The organism is Cellulomonas sp. NEAU-ZC6 (genome assembly GCF_056844425.1).
On record NZ_JBXFYH010000002.1, the window covers coordinates 60,306 to 76,281 of the forward strand.

The 15,976-nt window shown below is 76.0% G+C and carries 18 protein-coding genes; 7 read left to right on the forward strand and 11 right to left on the reverse strand.

Annotation, left to right across the window (positions count from 1 at the left end; translation table 11 throughout):
- Nucleotides 1-57 precede the first annotated feature (57 nt).
- From AC1050_RS10305 to AC1050_RS10320, 4 genes are read right to left on the reverse strand one after another with little or no spacing between them, the layout of a single operon-like run.
- A complete protein-coding gene (locus AC1050_RS10305) occupies nt 58-1,047 on the reverse strand; it encodes a hypothetical protein (RefSeq protein ID WP_482387317.1) in 990 nt (329 codons plus the stop codon).
- Nucleotides 1,044-1,688 carry a SigE family RNA polymerase sigma factor gene (locus AC1050_RS10310; RefSeq protein ID WP_482387318.1) on the reverse strand — a complete coding sequence of 215 codons (645 nt, stop codon included), beginning with the start codon at nt 1,686-1,688 and terminating at the stop codon, nt 1,044-1,046. Before AC1050_RS10310 ends, AC1050_RS10305 begins: the two co-directional genes overlap by 4 nt.
- 53 nt (nt 1,689-1,741) lie before the next feature.
- Nucleotides 1,742-2,296 carry a DinB family protein gene (locus tag AC1050_RS10315; protein WP_482387319.1) on the reverse strand — a complete coding sequence of 185 codons (555 nt, stop codon included), beginning with the start codon at nt 2,294-2,296 and terminating at the stop codon, nt 1,742-1,744.
- A gap of 40 nt (nt 2,297-2,336) precedes the next feature.
- Nucleotides 2,337-2,525 (reverse strand): hypothetical protein, encoded by a 189-nt coding sequence (locus tag AC1050_RS10320; RefSeq protein WP_482387320.1) that lies wholly within the window; start codon nt 2,523-2,525, stop codon nt 2,337-2,339.
- A gap of 113 nt (nt 2,526-2,638) precedes the next feature.
- On the opposite strand from AC1050_RS10320, the gene AC1050_RS10325 reads away from it, so the two are divergent.
- The 3 genes from AC1050_RS10325 to AC1050_RS10335 all read left to right on the forward strand — a co-directional run bounded on the left by AC1050_RS10325 (nt 2,639) and on the right by AC1050_RS10335 (nt 4,088).
- The gene (locus AC1050_RS10325; RefSeq protein WP_482387321.1) at nt 2,639-2,950 is read left to right on the forward strand and encodes a hypothetical protein; all 312 of its coding nucleotides are present in this window, start codon (nt 2,639-2,641) and stop codon (nt 2,948-2,950) included.
- 37 nt (nt 2,951-2,987) lie between these two features.
- Nucleotides 2,988-3,449 (forward strand): hypothetical protein, encoded by a 462-nt coding sequence (locus AC1050_RS10330; protein ID WP_482387322.1) that lies wholly within the window; start codon nt 2,988-2,990, stop codon nt 3,447-3,449.
- Nucleotides 3,450-3,581: 132 nt separating this feature from the next.
- Nucleotides 3,582-4,088 carry a GXWXG domain-containing protein gene (locus tag AC1050_RS10335; protein WP_482387323.1) on the forward strand — a complete coding sequence of 169 codons (507 nt, stop codon included), beginning with the start codon at nt 3,582-3,584 and terminating at the stop codon, nt 4,086-4,088.
- 10 nt (nt 4,089-4,098) lie between these two features.
- Here AC1050_RS10335 and AC1050_RS10340 read toward each other — a convergent pair whose 3' ends face one another.
- The 3 genes from AC1050_RS10340 to AC1050_RS10350 are packed head-to-tail and all read right to left on the reverse strand — an operon-like array spanning nt 4,099 to nt 5,801.
- Nucleotides 4,099-4,299 (reverse strand): hypothetical protein, encoded by a 201-nt coding sequence (locus AC1050_RS10340; RefSeq protein WP_482387324.1) that lies wholly within the window; start codon nt 4,297-4,299, stop codon nt 4,099-4,101.
- Nucleotides 4,300-4,320: 21 nt separating this feature from the next.
- Nucleotides 4,321-5,325 carry a cation diffusion facilitator family transporter gene (locus AC1050_RS10345; protein WP_482387325.1) on the reverse strand — a complete coding sequence of 335 codons (1,005 nt, stop codon included), beginning with the start codon at nt 5,323-5,325 and terminating at the stop codon, nt 4,321-4,323.
- Nucleotides 5,322-5,801 (reverse strand): transporter substrate-binding domain-containing protein, encoded by a 480-nt coding sequence (locus AC1050_RS10350; RefSeq protein ID WP_482387326.1) that lies wholly within the window; start codon nt 5,799-5,801, stop codon nt 5,322-5,324. Before AC1050_RS10350 ends, AC1050_RS10345 begins: the two co-directional genes overlap by 4 nt.
- A 134-nt stretch (nt 5,802-5,935) precedes the next feature.
- Here AC1050_RS10350 and AC1050_RS10355 point away from each other — a divergent pair, with 134 nt between their 5' ends.
- On the forward strand, nt 5,936-6,256 hold the full coding sequence (locus tag AC1050_RS10355; RefSeq protein ID WP_482387327.1) for a hypothetical protein: 321 nt from the start codon (nt 5,936-5,938) through the stop codon (nt 6,254-6,256).
- Nucleotides 6,257-6,418: 162 nt separating this feature from the next.
- Here AC1050_RS10355 and AC1050_RS10360 read toward each other — a convergent pair whose 3' ends face one another.
- Nucleotides 6,419-7,648, reverse strand: a complete 1,230-nt coding sequence (locus tag AC1050_RS10360; RefSeq protein ID WP_482387328.1) for a saccharopine dehydrogenase family protein — start codon at nt 7,646-7,648, stop codon at nt 6,419-6,421.
- Between the two features lie 75 nt (nt 7,649-7,723).
- Here AC1050_RS10360 and AC1050_RS10365 point away from each other — a divergent pair, with 75 nt between their 5' ends.
- Nucleotides 7,724-9,427, forward strand: a complete 1,704-nt coding sequence (locus AC1050_RS10365; protein WP_482387329.1) for an alpha/beta hydrolase — start codon at nt 7,724-7,726, stop codon at nt 9,425-9,427.
- A gap of 202 nt (nt 9,428-9,629) precedes the next feature.
- On the opposite strand, the gene AC1050_RS10370 is transcribed toward AC1050_RS10365, so the two are convergent.
- On the reverse strand, nt 9,630-9,854 hold the full coding sequence (locus tag AC1050_RS10370) for a DUF2188 domain-containing protein (RefSeq protein WP_482387330.1): 225 nt from the start codon (nt 9,852-9,854) through the stop codon (nt 9,630-9,632).
- A 77-nt stretch (nt 9,855-9,931) separates the two neighbouring features.
- Here AC1050_RS10370 and AC1050_RS10375 point away from each other — a divergent pair, with 77 nt between their 5' ends.
- On the forward strand, nt 9,932-10,816 hold the full coding sequence (locus AC1050_RS10375; protein ID WP_482387331.1) for an NAD(P)-dependent oxidoreductase: 885 nt from the start codon (nt 9,932-9,934) through the stop codon (nt 10,814-10,816).
- Here AC1050_RS10375 and AC1050_RS10380 read toward each other — a convergent pair.
- Nucleotides 10,800-11,999, reverse strand: a complete 1,200-nt coding sequence (locus AC1050_RS10380; RefSeq protein WP_482387332.1) for a GDSL-type esterase/lipase family protein — start codon at nt 11,997-11,999, stop codon at nt 10,800-10,802. The two genes, AC1050_RS10375 and AC1050_RS10380, sit on opposite strands and share 17 nt — an antisense overlap.
- Nucleotides 11,996-12,598: a TetR/AcrR family transcriptional regulator gene (locus AC1050_RS10385; protein WP_482387333.1), complete on the reverse strand. Its 603-nt coding sequence runs from the start codon at nt 12,596-12,598 to the stop codon at nt 11,996-11,998. The genes AC1050_RS10380 and AC1050_RS10385 overlap by 4 nt, the downstream gene beginning before the upstream one ends.
- Nucleotides 12,599-13,350: 752 nt before the next feature.
- Between AC1050_RS10385 and AC1050_RS10390 the strand changes: the two genes are divergently transcribed.
- Nucleotides 13,351-15,972 (forward strand): glycoside hydrolase family 78 protein, encoded by a 2,622-nt coding sequence (locus tag AC1050_RS10390; protein WP_482387334.1) that lies wholly within the window; start codon nt 13,351-13,353, stop codon nt 15,970-15,972.
- Nucleotides 15,973-15,976: the final 4 nt, after the last annotated feature.

Below are 15,976 nucleotides of genomic sequence, written 5' to 3' on the forward strand. Positions count from 1 at the left end.
GTCGGGTGGAAGTGCGGGGCGCCGCGGACCGGGGACGGTCCGCGGCGCTCCGGCGCGCTAGGGGATCTCGGGGTGCGCCGCCAGGTACGCCTCCGCCCGTGCGACGACCTCCCGCTGGTACGCCAGCCGCTCCTGCAGCTCGTCGCGGAACTGCGCGATGACCGGCGCCTGCGCCGCCGCGTGCGCGTCGGCCATCCGCGGCACGAAGTCGACCGCGGTCTTGCACTGCACGTCGGTGACGGCCATCGCGACGCTCGCCGGGTCCCACCGGGTCGTCTCGGCACCTGCGACGGTGTACCCGCTGTCCCCGCCGGCGGGCTCCAGCCCGTGCTCCGCGAGGCAGGTCGTCCAGTCGGCGACCGCGCCGCGCGCCGCCTCGGACGACTCGGCCGCGTCCCACGACTGCCTGAGGGCGTCGGCCAGCTCGTAGCTGCCCTCCACCTCCGGGCTCAGGTCCCGCACCTCGTCGGTCTGGTTGCACGCCTCCCACACAGCACCGTCCACGTCCGCGTCGACCGCGCCGCCGCTCACCCCGCCCTCGGGCGGGACCGCGTACCCGTACTCCTGCGCCTCGGACAGCGACCAGACCCCGAACGTCCGGTCGCTGCGCGGGGTCCCCGGTACGGACTGCTGCCAGGCGATCGGTCGGCCGACCGCGGCCTCGGCGCAGAGCTTCATCTGCCAGCGGAGCGCCCGGTTCAGCGTGGACCGCTCCTGCTCCGTCAGGTCGTACCGGGACAGCGGGAAGGTGACGGTCCCGGCCACCGGGTCGACGTCGGCGTGCAGGTCGGCGGGGTCGATGCCCGCGTCCGGGGCCGAGGTCCCGGCGGGAAGCTGGACCTGGCCGCGACCATGGTCGAGCGCCTGCACACCGGACCAGGCCCCGCCGAGCACGAGCGCGCTCACGGCGAGCACCGCGCCGCCCCGGGCGACGCGTCGCCGGCGACCCGATCGCATGACCGTGTCGACGTCGACCGACATCGTCGGCACCGCGGCGTCGGCACGGTCGCGGAGGGTGCGGGCGAGGTCGTCGTCGGCGTGGCTCATCGGTCGCTCTCCTCTCGGGGCGTGCGCGGGGCGGGGGCGTGCTCGGCAGCGAGGACGGACCGCAGCTGCGCCATCGCCCGGGACGCGGTCGACTTCACCGTGCCGGGGCTGACGCCGAGGTCGTCGGCCACCTCCGCCTCGGACAGGTCCAGGAAGTGCCGCAGCACCACGACCCGGCGCTGCCGCGGGGTGAGCGTGGACAGGGCGCGCACCAGCTGGTCGCGGTCCCCGGTGCGGTCGCCCGCCTCGGCGCGGCCGTGCACCGGGGTGCTGTCCGGACCGACGTCGTCGGGAGGTACCAGCACCTCCCGCCGCCGACGCCGCCAGTGGTCGATCCGCAGGTTGGCGAGCGCCTTGCGGGCGTACCCGAGCGGGTCGCGCTGCCGCACGTGCGGCCACCGGCTGTAGGTGCGGACCAGCGCCTGCTGCACCATCTCCTCCGCCTGGTGCCGGTCCCCGCAGAGCAGCCACGCGGTCTTCAGCAGGTCGCCCTGGTGCGCGCGGACGAACTCGGTGAACTGCCGGTCCCGGTCGACCGCGACGTGCTCGGTCTCCTCGACCGGCTCGGGCGCGGCGGGGACGAGGTGCTCCGCGGCGTCCAGCCGCCGCCGGAGGAAGTCCACGCCGTCCGCGCTGCTCATCGTCGTCACAACCTGGAAGACGCAGCGGGGCCCGGATCGGTTGTGCCGCGCGGTCACTGCCCGACGCGGCCGTCGATGCACTCCCGCAGCAGGTCGGCGTGGCCGCAGTGCCGGGCGTACTCCTCGATGCGGTGCACCTGCAGCTCCCGGACGGCGATGCCGGCGGGCTCCAGGCGCTCGCCGAGGTCCGGGTGCTCGGCCAGCGCGGCGTCCGTCGCGGCCTGCTCCCGAGCGAGGTCGGCGAACGCCGCGTCGACCAGCGCCCGGTCGGGGGCGGCGCCGTCGAAGTCGGCGTCGCCGTCGCCGTACAGCCGCGGCAGGGGACCGCTGATCCACCCGCGCCAGTCGCGCTCCACCTCGGCGAGGTGCCGCACCAGCCCGAGCAGCGACAGGGTCGAGGGCGGGACCGAGCGGCGCGCGAGCTGCTCCGCGTCCAGGTCGTCGCACTTCATCCGCAGGGTCGCCCGGTAGCTGCTCAGGTAGTCGAGCAGCGTCGGCAGCTCGCCGTCGGGGCTGACGCCCTCGCTGTTCCGCGGGTCGTCCTCCGGGTCCACCCACATGTCGGGGTAGACGGTCGCCTTCGTCCAGCGGGGAGCCTGCTCGCTCATGCCGCCATGCTCGTCCTCCTGCGGTGCCGGACGCGAGCGCTTACCGCGAGGGCTCGTCGGGACCGAGGTCGGCCTCGCCGCGTCGCGCGCGGCGCCTGCTGTCCCGCTCCGCGATCCCCTGCCCGACGACGAGCAGCAGCATGGCGGCCGCGGTCCACCAGCTGCCGACGATCACCGACACCACGCCGATCACGAGGCCGGCGAGCACGAGGACGAGGCGCAACGTCATGGGCGCAGGATGGTGCACGGTCGCTCCCCGACGCCACCGTCGTCGGGCGAGGCGAGCACTGCGTCGCCGGACGCGGGTTCGGGACGTTGCGTGCGACGGGGGAGGATGCCTCTGTGGAACCGAACCGGATCGATCTGCGCTTCCTCTCCGAGGTGTGGACCGGGACCGTCGACCGCCTGATCGCGGAGCACGGGCCCGACCTGGAGATCACGCAGGACTACTTCTGGGCGATCGTCGATCCCGCGGTCGGCGAGACGGTGACGCCGCCGGAGCCGACCATCGGGCAGCTCACGGAGGCGTTGGCCTTCCTCAGAGGCGATGGCGCGAACGATCCTGCCGGGGATTGCCTCACGGCAGCTCGTCTGCGGTGGCTCGGGCAGATCCTGCAGGGGCTCGCGATGGAGCTCGGGGCGCGCAGGGGATGATGGCGGACCAATCTCCGCTCCGAGACGAGGTCAGGTCATGAGGTGCACGAGAGCAGCCGCCGCGCTGGCGGGGGTGCTGCTGCTGGCCGCCTGCACGGGCGGAGACCCCGAGTCCGCGCCGGCGGGCACGTCGGGACCGAGTCCGACTCCGACCCCGACGGCCACGTCCGAGCCGACGACCAGCCCGGCCCCGAACCCGACGCCCGCGCCGACCGCGCGCGTGGACGCCGCCGCGGCGGACGCCTTCGTGGCAGCCGTCGGCGAGGACCTCGGCCGGGACTCGGGCGAGATCAAGGACGCGCTGATCAGCCAGGGCGTCTTCATCTGCCAGACGCTCAGCGTGACCAGCCGGTCGCTCGACGAGGTGGTCGAGGTCTACGAGCAGTACCTGGCGGAGGACCCGACCACCACCGGCCCGCTGTGGGACAACGCCGTCCGGCACCTGTGCCCGGAGCTGGTCGACGGGTACGAGCTCGTCCTGGACCGCGCGCAGGGGTGACGCGCCCTAGGCTCGTCCCGCGGCCGACCTGTCGGTAAGGGCAGGCACGGGTCGGGTGCTCTCCGGGTGCCCGAGAAGGGCAGGAAGTAGACCCCGGCCTGACGCCGCACCCGCGCCGAGGAGAGGGCGTCGATGACCGGGACCGCGCTGGACCGCTTCGACGCCTTGCCGCCGGTGGCGCCCTTCGACCTGCGCGGGCTGTGGCGCGGCGAGGGCGTCCCGTCGGGGCACCCGCTGGACGGGGTGCTCGAACGGCTCGGCTGGTTCGGCAAGCGGTTCGACGACGACGAGCGTGTGCACCCCCTGGTGTTCCGCGCCGGCCACGGCCTCGTGAGCGTCAACCCGGCGCTGGTGCCGCTGGGCCCGGTCGTGCGGGTCGCGCCGCTGCTGCGGACCGCGCCCGCGGCCGCGGCGTTCGCCGCCGTCCGGCCCCTGGCGACGACGCGGCGACCGCGGGCGCGGCTCCGCGAGGTCCGGTACCGGGGTGTGGTGTCGGCGGCGCTGGTCTACGACGACCTGCCGGTGATCGACGCCTTCCGTGCGGCGGAGGACGGCTCGGTGCTCGGCGCGATGGACGCGCGGGGCATGGCGCAGCCGTACCTGTTCGCGCTGCGGCGCGCGCGGCCCGTCGGCGGGTAGCGCCCCCGGATCAGCGCCGTCGACGTCCGCGCAGGTACCAGATCCGCGTCGCGGTCGAGGTGACGAACAGCGCGGCGACCCCGAGGATCGTCAGCACCGGGTTGCCGGTGACGACGCCCGCCAGGGTCAGTGCGCCGCCGATCACGAGGCCGGCGACGATCCGGATGATCGCGGGCCGGTCGTCGCGGGGCAGGCGGGTCTCGTCGCTCATCGGACGAGCCTCGCACGGATCTCAGCCGGCCTCGGCCCGCTCGCCCTCCTCGGCGCGCACGCCGGGCAGCAGGTCGGCCGGCAGCTCCTCGACCGGGATCACGACCAGGTCCTGGATCTTCCAGTCCAGGGCGATCGTGCTCTCCCGCACTGCGGTCAGCTCGTCCAGACCGGGGGAGCGGCCGTCGCGCGGGACGACGAACGCCTCGACGTGGAACACGTGCCCCTCGTCCCGGATGCGGGAGCCCGCCTCCGCCACCCACGGCACGGCGTCCAGGTGGGCGTCGACCGTCCTGATCAGGGGGTGCGGCTCGTGGCCCTCGACCGTGGTGGCGCGGGCGTCCATCAGCGCGCTCGCCGCGACCCGCAGGTTGGTGAGGCCGTCGCGCAGGATGCTGACCGAGATGAACAGCGCCGCGGCGGAGTCCGCCCACCACAGCCCGGCGCCGATGCCCAGGATGCCGACGATGCTGCCGAGCGCCGTCATCCAGTCGGCCTTGTTCATGTCGGCGTCGGCGTAGAGCACGCGGTCGTGCAGGGTGCGGGCCAGCGGCATCTTGGCCCGGCCGAGCAGCACGGGCGGGACGCCGGTGACCACCATCGCGCCGATCATCGGCCACCCCGCCCAGAACACGTGGCCCCCGAGGTGCATGACGCCGACCGGCGGGTGCTCGGCGGCGAGCAGCCCGCTGGCGGAGTCGACGACGAGGAACGCGCCCATGGTCAGCAGCGCCGCGGCGGCGACGAGGTGCCCGACGCCGACCGACCGGTGGTAGCCGTACGGGTGCTCGGCGGTCGGCCGCCGCTTGGCGAACCGGACCGCGACCAGGAAGCTGATCGGCGGGATGAACGACAGCAGGTCCTCCGTCCACGCCGCCTTCATCGCCTGCGAGCTGCCCATGACCAGGTAGACCAGCGTGACGCCGACGACCAGGAACGCGATCGTGACCCACGCGAGCCGCACGGCCCGGCGCAGCGCGGCGGCCTGCTCGTCGGGGAGCTCGGTGTGCCCGAAGGTGGTGCTCACGGCAGCACGTCCTTGTGCTCCTCGAGCAGGAAGGTCTCGAGCGCGACGAGGAACGCGTTCTCCCCGAGCGGCGCGGCCATCACGTGCGGCTCGGGCTTGCCCTGCTCGTCCGGGACCGTGGTGTACGGCGTGGTCAGGGCGGCCTGGGCCGCCCACGGCGACTTCCCCGTGAAGCCGCCGACCACCAGGTCGAGCTCCTTGCGCTCCAGCCTGCCGATCAGGTCCTCCTCGCTGCCGACCGTGAACTCGACACCGGCGTCCAGGGTCTCCGCGAACTCGGTGGCCAGGTCGACCTCCAGGCCGGCGGGCGGACCGCCCGGCTCGGTGGCGGTCCACGGGTCGTTCGCGGTGACGCCGACGCGCAGCGTGCCACCGGTGACGCGCTGCAGGGTGCCGTCGGGGTCGGCGGGGAACGGCCCGCTGCACCCGGCGAGGAGGAGGACGGCGCCCAGGACGCCGGCGACGGTGCGGAGCATGGCCTCAGTGAAGCGCTGTCCCGATCGCGCCGCACGTCAGAGCAGCGGCGCGGATCTCCTCAGGGCGTGGGGTCGCGCGCCGATCGGAGGGACGAGCGGCGTGCGCCGCCCCCACCGCCTCCGGAAGGACCTCTGTGCTGCGACCGACCCGGATCCTGCTGCGGGACGGCGAGTCCCGCGCGCTGCTGCGGGCGCTCGACCTGCGCGGCCGCACGGTGCGCATCGAGGGCACGGCCGCGAGCCTGCGGGTCGCGGACGTCACCGACCCGGCGGCCGGCGCGGACGGCGCGCTGATCGTCGACGCGCCGATGGCCCAACTGGAGCTGATCGACGGCGAGGCGATCCACTACACCGGCGCCGGGCGGATCCTCGACTCGCGGGAGCTGCGGTACCTGCGGATCACGCTGGAGTTCTCGGAGCCGGAGAAGCGGTCGCTGCCGCGCGTGCCGCGCTGACCGCGAGATCACTACGATCCGTCGTACCACGACGCGTCGTAGTGAACTCTGCGGTTGCGCAACCTCACCGTCCCAGCACGAACGTCTGGATCGCGACGACCACCGCCCGGTGATCGACGGCGACCGCAGTGCCGGCGGCGGCGCGGCCGGAGGGTGCGCGGCTCACCAGGCGACGGGTGCCACCGGCACGGCGTCGAGCCGGAACCCCCGGGCTCGCAGCCGCTCGACCAGCACGTCGCCCAGCGCGGTCGCCGGGGTCAGCGAGCCCGCCCGGTCCGGCAGCGCGGCGCCGTCGAGCGCGAGCGCCAGCGCCGCCTCGCCGAGCATCACCGACGTCGCGGCGTAGCCGGGGTCGCCCGTGGCCTGGACCCGCGCGGCGTAGGTGCGGCCGCTCGTGGTGCGGGCGAGGAACCGGTGCCGGAAGAACCCGTCGTGCCGGGTCGTGGCGTCGGGGCCGCCGCCGGCGGGCAGCGCCCGCTCGACGAGCGCGCGTGCCCGCGGGAGCGCGAGCGCCGCCGCCCCGAGCGCGGTGCCGGCCGTGACGGCCAGCGCCGTGACCGCCCCCGACGCGCCCCGGCCGGCGTCCACGTGCTCGGCGTACCGCAGGTCGCGCCCGTAGGCCCACCCGGTCAGGGCGTTCGATCGCCGGACGACCATCGTGTTGAACGGCGCCATCACGAACGGCGCGGCCCACCGGCCCGCGAGCACCCGCGGCCCCGCGAACGGCGAGGGCTGCGCGCGGTCGCTCTCGGCGGCGCGGTCCGGGGAGAGGGCGAACGGGTCCGCGTGCAGGGCCCGCACCCGCGGGTCGGTCCGCACCGACTCGACCTCGCCCAGCATCGAGGCGACCGTCCCGCCGGACACGCCGCCGCGCGCGGTGGCGAGCGCGTGCACGTCGAGCAGGTCGCCCGCAGCGTCCGCCGTCGCGGCACGGTGCAGCAGGTGCACGCCCAGGTCGGACGGCACGGAGTCGTACCCGCACGCGTGCACGAGCCGCGCCCCGGTCGCACGGGCGACCGCGTCCGTGGCGTCGATCGCGGTCCGGACGAACCCGAGCTCCCCGGTGAGGTCGGCGTAGTGCGTCCCGGCCGCGGCGCAGGCCTCGACGACAGGCAGCCCGTGCCGCGTGTACGGCCCGACGGTCGTGACCAGCGCCGTGGTCGACGCGGCAACGCGATCCAGCGTGGGGCGGTCCTCGACGTCGACCACGAGCAGCGGCCAGGAGGCGGCGGTGCCGGGCAGCCGGTCGCGGAGGGCGGCCAGGCGCTCGCGGTCGCGGCCCGCCAGCGCGATCCGAGCGTGCGCCGGCGCGCTGCGGGCGAGGTGCTCGGCGGTCAGGGCTCCGACGAAGCTCGTCGCGCCGAGGAGGACCAGGTCGTGATCGCGTGCCACCCCCAGCACGGTAGGGGCCGACCGGGTGCGGCGCGCGTCGGCCCGTGACCGCGGGCACCGGGTAGCGTCCTCGGCGTGACGGCCGACGGACCACCCGAGCGCGAGCCCGCTCACCGGCGCCTCCGGATCCGCCCGCTGCACCCCGGCGGCCTGGTCGTCGGCGTCGCGTTCGCGATGCTCGCGATGACGCCGTCCCTGCTGCCCCGCGACTGGCTGTTCCAGGGTCTGGTCTCCGGCGTCTCGGGCGCGATCGGGTACGGCGTCGGCGTGGCGCTGGCCTGGCTGCTGCGGCGCTCGGCCACCTGGCGCCGGTTCCAGGCGTGGGTCGGCGCTCGGGTCCCGGCTCGGGTGCGGCGCTGGGTGCTCCCGGGGCTGTGCGTCGCCGGCGTCGCCGCCCTGCTGGTGATGCTCTCGGTCGCGGCCGGGTGGCAGCGCGAGCTGACCGCCGCGATGGGCATGCCGCCGACCACGACGTCCGGCTGGCTGCGCGCGGCCCCGGTGCTGGTGCTCGTCGCGGCGGCGTTCCTGGTGGTCGCGCGCGCGATCCGGGCCGTCAGCCGGATGGTCGCGCGGTTCCTGCGGCGCCGGCTGCGGCTGCCCGGGGTGGTCGCGGGTGCGGTCGGGGCGGTCGTGGTCGCGCTGGGCCTCGTCGTGGTCCTCAACGACGTCGTGCTGGCCCGGGCGCTGTCGCTCGCGGACCAGGCGTTCGCCGTGGCCAACACCGAGGACCACCCCGGGGTGGAGCAGCCCCAGGACGGGATGCGCTCGGGGTCGCCGGAGTCGCTCGCCGCCTGGGACACGCTCGGCCGGGAGGGCCGGCGGTTCGTCGCGCAGGCGCCCTCCACCGAGACGCTGGCGGCGACGCCGGCCGGCGCGGTCGCCGACCCGATCCGCGTCTACGCCGGGCTGGACACCGCGCCGGACGCCGAGGGCCGCGCCGCGACCGCCGTGGCCGAGCTGGAGCGGACCGGCGCCTTCGACCGCGCCGTGCTGCTGGTCGTGACCACCACCGGCAGCGGGTGGGTCAACGCCGCCGCGGTCGAGCCGCTCGAGCTGATGTACGGCGGGGACACCGCCACCGTCGCGACCCAGTACTCCTACCTGCCCAGCTGGCTGTCGTTCCTCGTGGACCGGATCCGCGCGAAGGAGGAGGCGCAGGCCCTCTTCTCCGCGATCGAGGCCCGGGTGGACCAGCTGCCCGTCGACGACCGGCCCCGGCTGCTGGTCTACGGCGAGAGCCTCGGGTCGTTCGGATCGGAGAGCGTCTACACGTCGCTGGCGGACATGCGCGAGCGCTCCGACGGCGTGCTCTGGGTCGGCCCGCCGAACGCCAACGAGGTGTGGCGGGCGCTGGTCGAGCGCCGGGACCCCGGCACCCCGGAGACCGCGCCGGTGTACGCCAGCGGCCTGGTCGTGCGGTTCGCCGACGAGACCGGTGACGTCGGCGTGCCCGACACCCCCTGGGAGGACCCGCGCGTGCTGTACCTGCAGCACCGGTCCGACCCCATCGTCTGGTGGGGCCCCGCGCTGCTCGTCCAGCGGCCCGACTGGATCACGGAGCCGGCCCCGGACCGCAGCGGCCCGACGATGACCTGGTACCCGGTGGTGTCGTTCTGGCAGCTGACGTTCGACCTGGTCAACGCCAAGTCGGTGCCGGACGGGCACGGCCACAACTACGACCTGCAGCTGGCCCCCGCGTGGGCGTCGGTCGCCGCGCCGGACGGCTGGGACGACGCGGACGCGGCGCAGCTCGCGGACGCGCTGGCCGCCGCGCCCTGAGCCCACGCGTCCGCAGGCCCGGGCCCCTGGGTCCAGGCTCGGGCCGAGCCGCGCTCCGGTCGTCAAGTGTCCATCAACGTGCGGACATATCGCCCGAACCGACCGCGTTTCCGGACACTCGGTGGCGGGATGCGCGCGTGTGCGGGGTGCGGGTGCGCACGGACGCGGGGTCGTCGCGGGCTGCGCGGGTCGCGGGCGCTCGTCAGCCCGGGATGCTCCGCGGGTCGTGGCCGTAGCTGTTCTTCTCGTGCACCTGGCCGTCGAGCCCGTGGATGTGGTGCTCCAGCCGGCGGGTCACCGCCAGCTCGCGGCCGGCGGCCACGGCCGGCTCCTTGGTCTCGTACGACTCGCCCTCCTGCACGCCGCCGACCTCGTTGCGCCACCCGCCGTCCCGGTGGACCGTGTGCACGCCGTTGCCCTCGCTCACGCTGACCTCCTCGCTCGTGGGACCTGCAGTCTCGCCCGGTCCGCGCGACGCGGCACGTCGGGGAGAGGATGGGAGCCATGAGCGACACACGGACGGTGGCGGTGCTGGGCACCGGGATCATGGGCGCGGCGATGGCCCGCAACCTGCTGCGCGCGGAGCACGCGGTGCGGGTGTGGAACCGGAGCGCGACGAAGGCCGACCCGCTGGCGGCGGACGGCGCCGTCGTGGCCGCGACGCCCGCCGAGGCCGTCGACGGTGCCGACGTGGTGCTCACCATGCTGCACGACGGCGCCGCGGTCGCCGAGGTGATCCGGCAGGCGGGGCCCGGGCTGCGGCCGGGGGCGGCGTGGGTGCAGTCGACGACCGTGGGGGTCGACGACACCCCGGCGCTCGCAGCGCTCGCCGACGACCTCGGCGTGACCTTCTACGAGGCGCCCGTGTCCGGCACGCGGCAGCCGGCCGAGGCCGGGACGCTCGTCGTGATCGCGGCCGGGCCCGTGGCCGGGCGCGCGGTGGTGGCGCCGGTGCTCGACGCCGTCGGTGCCCGCACGGTGTGGACCGGCGAGGACGGCGCCGCCGGCTCGGCGACGCGCTTGAAGCTCGTCGTCAACAGCTGGGTGATCACCGTGGCGAACGCGGCCGGCGAGGTGCTCGGTCTGGCCGACGCCCTGGACGTGGACCCGGACCGGTTCTTCGAGGTGCTGGCGGGCGGGCCGCTCGACACGCCGTTCCTCGCGGTCAAGGCCGACCTGATCCGGTCCGACCGGCTGACCCCCGCCGCGTTCGCGGTCGGGACGTCCCGCAAGGACGCGCACCTGATCGTCGACGCGGCGCGGGAACGAGGCCTCCGGCTGGACGGTGCGGAGGCGTTCGCCGCCCGCCTCGACCGCGCGGCCGATCAGGGCCGCGCGGACGAGGACATGGCGGCGACCTACCACGCGAGCATCACGCCCGGGCGCTGACCTCCGCCGCACCCGGGACGGCCAGCGGGCCGTCGGCACCGAACGCCAGGCGCCCGAACCGCTCGCCCATCACCTGGTGCGTCGCGGCGTCCGGGTGCAGCGCGTCGGGCAGCGGGTGCGCGGCCTCGTCGGCCGGGCCGTAGAGCGCGAGCCCGTCCAGGTACGCGATCCGGGGGTCGGTCGCGCGGCGCTGCTCGACGATCCGCGCGAGCTCGGCCCGGATGACCTCGAGCGTCAGCCGGCCCGCGGGCACCTCGGCGGGGTCGCCGGTGGCCAGGAACCGCACGGTGCCGGTGCCGAGCGACGCGGGGTCGACGGCGCCAGGGCCGGGCGTCCGCTCGTGGATCGGGCACAGGATCGGCGAGACCACGAGCAGCGGCGTGTCCGGGTGGCCGTCGCGGATCGTGTCCAGGAACCCGTGCACCGCCGGCACGAAGGCCCGCAGCCGCATCGCGTCCGAGTTCACGACGTTGATCCCGATCTTCACGCTGATCAGGTCGGCGGGGGTGTCCCGCATCGTCCGCGCGGCCAGCGGGTCCAGCAGCATCCCGCCGCCGAACCCCAGGTTGACCAGCTCGACGCCGCCGGCGACCGCCGCGACCGCGGGCCAGGTGCCGGCGGGGGTCGCCGCGTTCGACCCGTGGCTGATGCTGCTGCCGTGGTGCAGCCAGACCAGGCGCCCCGTGCTGGGCGCGCGCGCGACCGGGGCGTCGGCGCGCAGCGCCACCAGCTCGGTCAGCTCGTTGTGCGGGAGCCAGATCTCGACGGTCTTGTCCCGGTCGGGCAGCCCCGCGAACGTGACCGTCCCGGGCGCTCCGGGCCGGACCTCGCGCGCGCCGGTCTGCAGGTCGATCGCCAGCACGTCGCCGCCCGTGACGGTGCCGGCGGCGGTGCGCTCGCCGTCGACCACGAGCTCGTACACGCCGTCCGGCCGCGCGGGCGCCCCGAGGTAGGCGATCTTCGTCGGTCGCGTCGTCAGCTCCAGCACGGTCGCCCGGGTCCCCAGCGCCAGGCGCACGCCCGACGGCTGGGCCTCGGCCATCATCAGCTGCGGGTCCGGGAACTGCCGGCGGGCCCACGCGGGCAGCCGGTGCGGGCGCACGCCGTCCGCGGTGCGCTCGAGCTCGACCGCGCCGCGGACCAGGTCGTCGGTCAGGGGGACGTCGTGGGTGGTGGTCGTCATCGGGGTTCCTCGTCGGGGTCGTGGGGTCGGGAGGCGCGGGGCCAGTGCCGGAGGGCGGCGTCCAGCGCGTCGGTCATGCGGCGCCAGGACAGCTCGGCGTCCGGCGTCGAGTGGTCGAAGCCGCCGTTCGCCTGGAGGCGCACGAAGCCGTCGACCGTGCTGCCGAGCAGGCGCACGGCGTGCGGCTCCTCGTCCGGGTCGAGGCCGTATCCGTGCAGCGCGCCGCGCATCAGGGCCGACACCCGGAAGCCCGCGGCGCCGGCCCGGTCGACGTCGAGCCGCACCTGCGTCGCCGCCCACCGGCCCGGGTGGTCCCGGGCGTAGTCGCGGACCGCGTCGACCACGGCCTCCAGCGCGCCGAGCCCGGACCGTCCCGCCAGGCCCAGCGCGAGCCGGTCCCCGAGCTCCTCGAGCGCGCGCACGCCGATCCGGGTCCGCACGTCGTCCGTGCCGCGGACGTGCGCGTACAGGCTCGCGGGCTGCACCCCGAGCCGTCGCGCGAGCGCCGACACCGACACCTGGTCGAACCCGACCTCGTCGGCCAGCGTCACGGCGGCGTCGGTGACGGCCTCCACGGTCAACCCGGCCCGAGCGGCCACGGCGCGCCTCCTGTCTACTATGTGTCGGCGTCAGCCTACACGGCGTAGACACCCGCTCACCGTCCACCCGCGGTCCCGTCGCCGAGGTAGGGCGTTCGCGTCGAGGTAGGGCCGTACACCGCTCTACCTCGACGCGAACGCCCGACCTCGGCGAGGTCGCGGGGGTGCGGGGGCGAGGTCGCTGGGGTGCGGGGGTGGGTGCGAGGGCGCGGCGCGGGCGCGAGGGCGCGGCGAGCGCGCGGGGGCCGCGCGGCGGGGTGGCGCCGGGGGCGGCGGTCGCGGAAGCGGTGGTGGAACGGCCCTCCCGGCAGGGTCCGGGACGCTAGCGTGCGGAGGCACCCCGCAGCGGCGGGGACGATCCACCTCGGAGGTCCGGTGTTCGGCATCCAGCCCTGGCACGTCGTGACCGCCGTGCTCGTGCTGCTCGCGGTCGCGGCAGCGGTCGCGCTCGTCGCCGTCGCCGTGCGCGCCTTCCGCCGCTGACCCGCACCCTCCCAGCGCCGGCCGGCGCCGCACGAGGTCGAGCGTTCGTCGGTCGGGAGCGCCCGGGAACCCTCGACCTCGGCGGAAACCCTCGACCTCGCCGCCAGGCCGGCCCGCGCGCGCCACGAGGCCGCGCCCGACCTCGCCGCGCAGGGCGGCGCTTGACGGCGGCGGCATGGCGGCCGAGACTGAGCGCGGTTGAATCGCTTCAGTCCCGCGCGCTTCCGCGCGGTCCCGGTCATCGACGATCGACAGGAGAACGCGCCCCCATGGAGACCACCCCCACCGCGACGAGGGTGCGGTTCGAGCACCACGCACCCGGCCGGCTCGGCACCGGGGAGGCCACGCCGCGGCTCTCCTGGCAGGTCGCGGAGGCGGCACCCGGCTACCGGCAGCGCGCCGCCCGCGTCGAGGTGACGCTGTCGCTCCCGGGGCAGGCTCCCGAGACGTCCGAGCACGTGCTCGACGGCCCCGAGCAGGTGCTGGTCGCGTGGCCCGCCCGGCCGCTGCGGTCCCGCGAGCGCGCGAGCGTGCGGGTGCAGGTCGCGGACGACGCCGGCTGGGGTCCGTGGAGCGAGCCGACCTGGGTCGAGGCGGGCCTCCTGGAGCCGGTGGACTGGTCGGCCGCGCTCATCGGCCCGGCCTGGGTCGAGCCCGCCGACGACCTGCGTCGGCCCGCGCGCGTCCGGCACGAGTTCGACCTCCCGGGGGACGTCGTCGGCGCGCGGCTGTACCTGTCGGCGCACGGGCTGGCGGAGGCCGAGATCAACGGCGTCCGGGTCGGCGACGAGGAGCTGACGCCCGGCTGGACCAGCTACCACCACCGGCTGCGGTACGCGACGTTCGACGTCACCGGGCTGGTGCGCGCGGGGCGGAACGCGGTCGGGGTGTGGCTCGGCGACGGGTGGTGGCGCGGGCGCCTGGCGTTCGAGGGCGGGCGCCGGGACCGGTACGGCGACGACCTGGCGGCGCTCGTCCAGCTCGAGGTGACGACGATGGACGGCACCCGGCGCACCGTCGCGGGCGACGGCGGCTGGACCGCCGGCTACGGGCCGATCCGCTGGAGCAGCCTGTACGACGGCGAGGAGTTCGACGCGCGGCTCGCCAACCCGGCCTGGTCCACCCCCGGGTACGCCGACCCGGCGGCGACGCCGGTGCGGGTGCAGCCGCTGGACCCGTCGGTGCTGGTCGCGCCGGACGGCCCGCCGGTCCGCGTGGTCGAGGAGCTGGAGCCGGTGTCCGTCGAGCGCCGCGGCGCCGGCCGGTACCTGCTGGACTTCGGGCAGAACCACAGCGGCCGGCTGCGGATCACCGCCGACGGACCGCGCGGGACGACGATCACGCTGCGGCACGCGGAGGTGCTGCAGGACGGCGAGCTCTACACCCGCACCCTGCGGCAGGCGGCCGCGACCGACCGGATCACGCTGGCGGGCGACGGGCCGACCACCTGGGAGCCGCGGTTCACGGTGCACGGCTACCGGTACGCCGAGGTGCAGGGCTGGCCGGGCGAGCTGCGCCCCGGCGACGTCGTGTCCCGGGTGCTGCACTCGGACATGGAGCGCACCGGGTGGTTCCGGTCGTCGCACCCGCAGGTGGACCGGCTGCACGAGAACGTGGTGTGGAGCCTGCGGTCGAACTTCGTCGACGTGCCGACCGACTGCCCGCAGCGCGACGAGCGGCTGGGCTGGACCGGTGACCTGCAGGCGTTCGCGCCCACGGCGGCGTTCCTCTACGACGTGTCCGGGTTCCTGGTCTCGTGGCTGCAGGACCTGGCCGCGGAGCAGCGGGACCTCGGGTGGCTGCCGCTGTGGATCCCGTACACGCCGCAGGGCGGCTGGACGGACATGCCGGAGGACCCGGTCGCGGTCTGGGGCGACGTGGCGACGCTGACCCCGGCGGTGCTGCACGAGCGGACCGGCGACCTGGAGGTGCTGCGGCGGCAGTACGACAGCGGCCGGCGCTGGCTGCGGCACTGCGAGGAGCGCACGCGCGACGGCCTGGTGCAGGGGACGACGCAGCTGGGGGACTGGCTGGACCCGACCGCTCCGCCGGAGGACCCGATGCGCGCGGCGACCAGCCCGGAGCTGGTCGCCACCGCCTACCTGGCGCACTCCGCGCGGACGCTGGCGCGCACGGCCCGGCTGCTCGACGACGCCGCGGAGGCCGAGCGGCTGGACGCCCTCGCCACCCGGGTCGCGGCCGCGTTCGCCGCGGCGTACCTGGACCCGGCGGCGCCGGGGCACCAGGAGACGCAGACGGCGCTCGCGCTGACGACGGTGTTCGACCTGTGGCCGGACGAGGACTCGCGCCGCGCCGGCACGGCCCGCCTGGCCGAGCTGGTCGAGGAGTCGGGGGGCCGGGTCGCGACCGGGTTCGCCGGCACCCCGCAGGTGACCGAGGCCCTCACGCTCGGCGACCGGACGGAGGCGGCGTACCGGCTGCTCGAGTGCACCGACGACCCGTCGTGGCTCTACACGGTCGCGATGGGCGGGACCACGATCTGGGAGCGCTGGGACAGCATGCTCCCGGACGGCACCGTGAACCCGGGCGAGATGACGTCGTTCAACCACTACGCGCTCGGGGCGGTCGCCGACTGGCTGCACCGGGTGGTGGCGGGCCTGGCCCCCGGCGCACCCGGCTACCGGACGATCGAGTTCGCCCCGCGGCCCGGCGGCAGCCTGACCAGCGCGGGTGCCACCCACCGCACGCCCTACGGCGAGGCCGCGATCGACTGGCGGCTGGACGGCGGCGAGCTGGCCGTCGAGGTGGTCGTGCCCGTCGGGGCGACCGGCACGGTCCGGCTGCCGGGCGCCGACCCGGTCCGGGTGGGGCACGGCAGGCACGCGCTGCGGGTGCCGGTGGAGCGGCCAGCGGGGCAGCCGGTCGGGTAGCCGG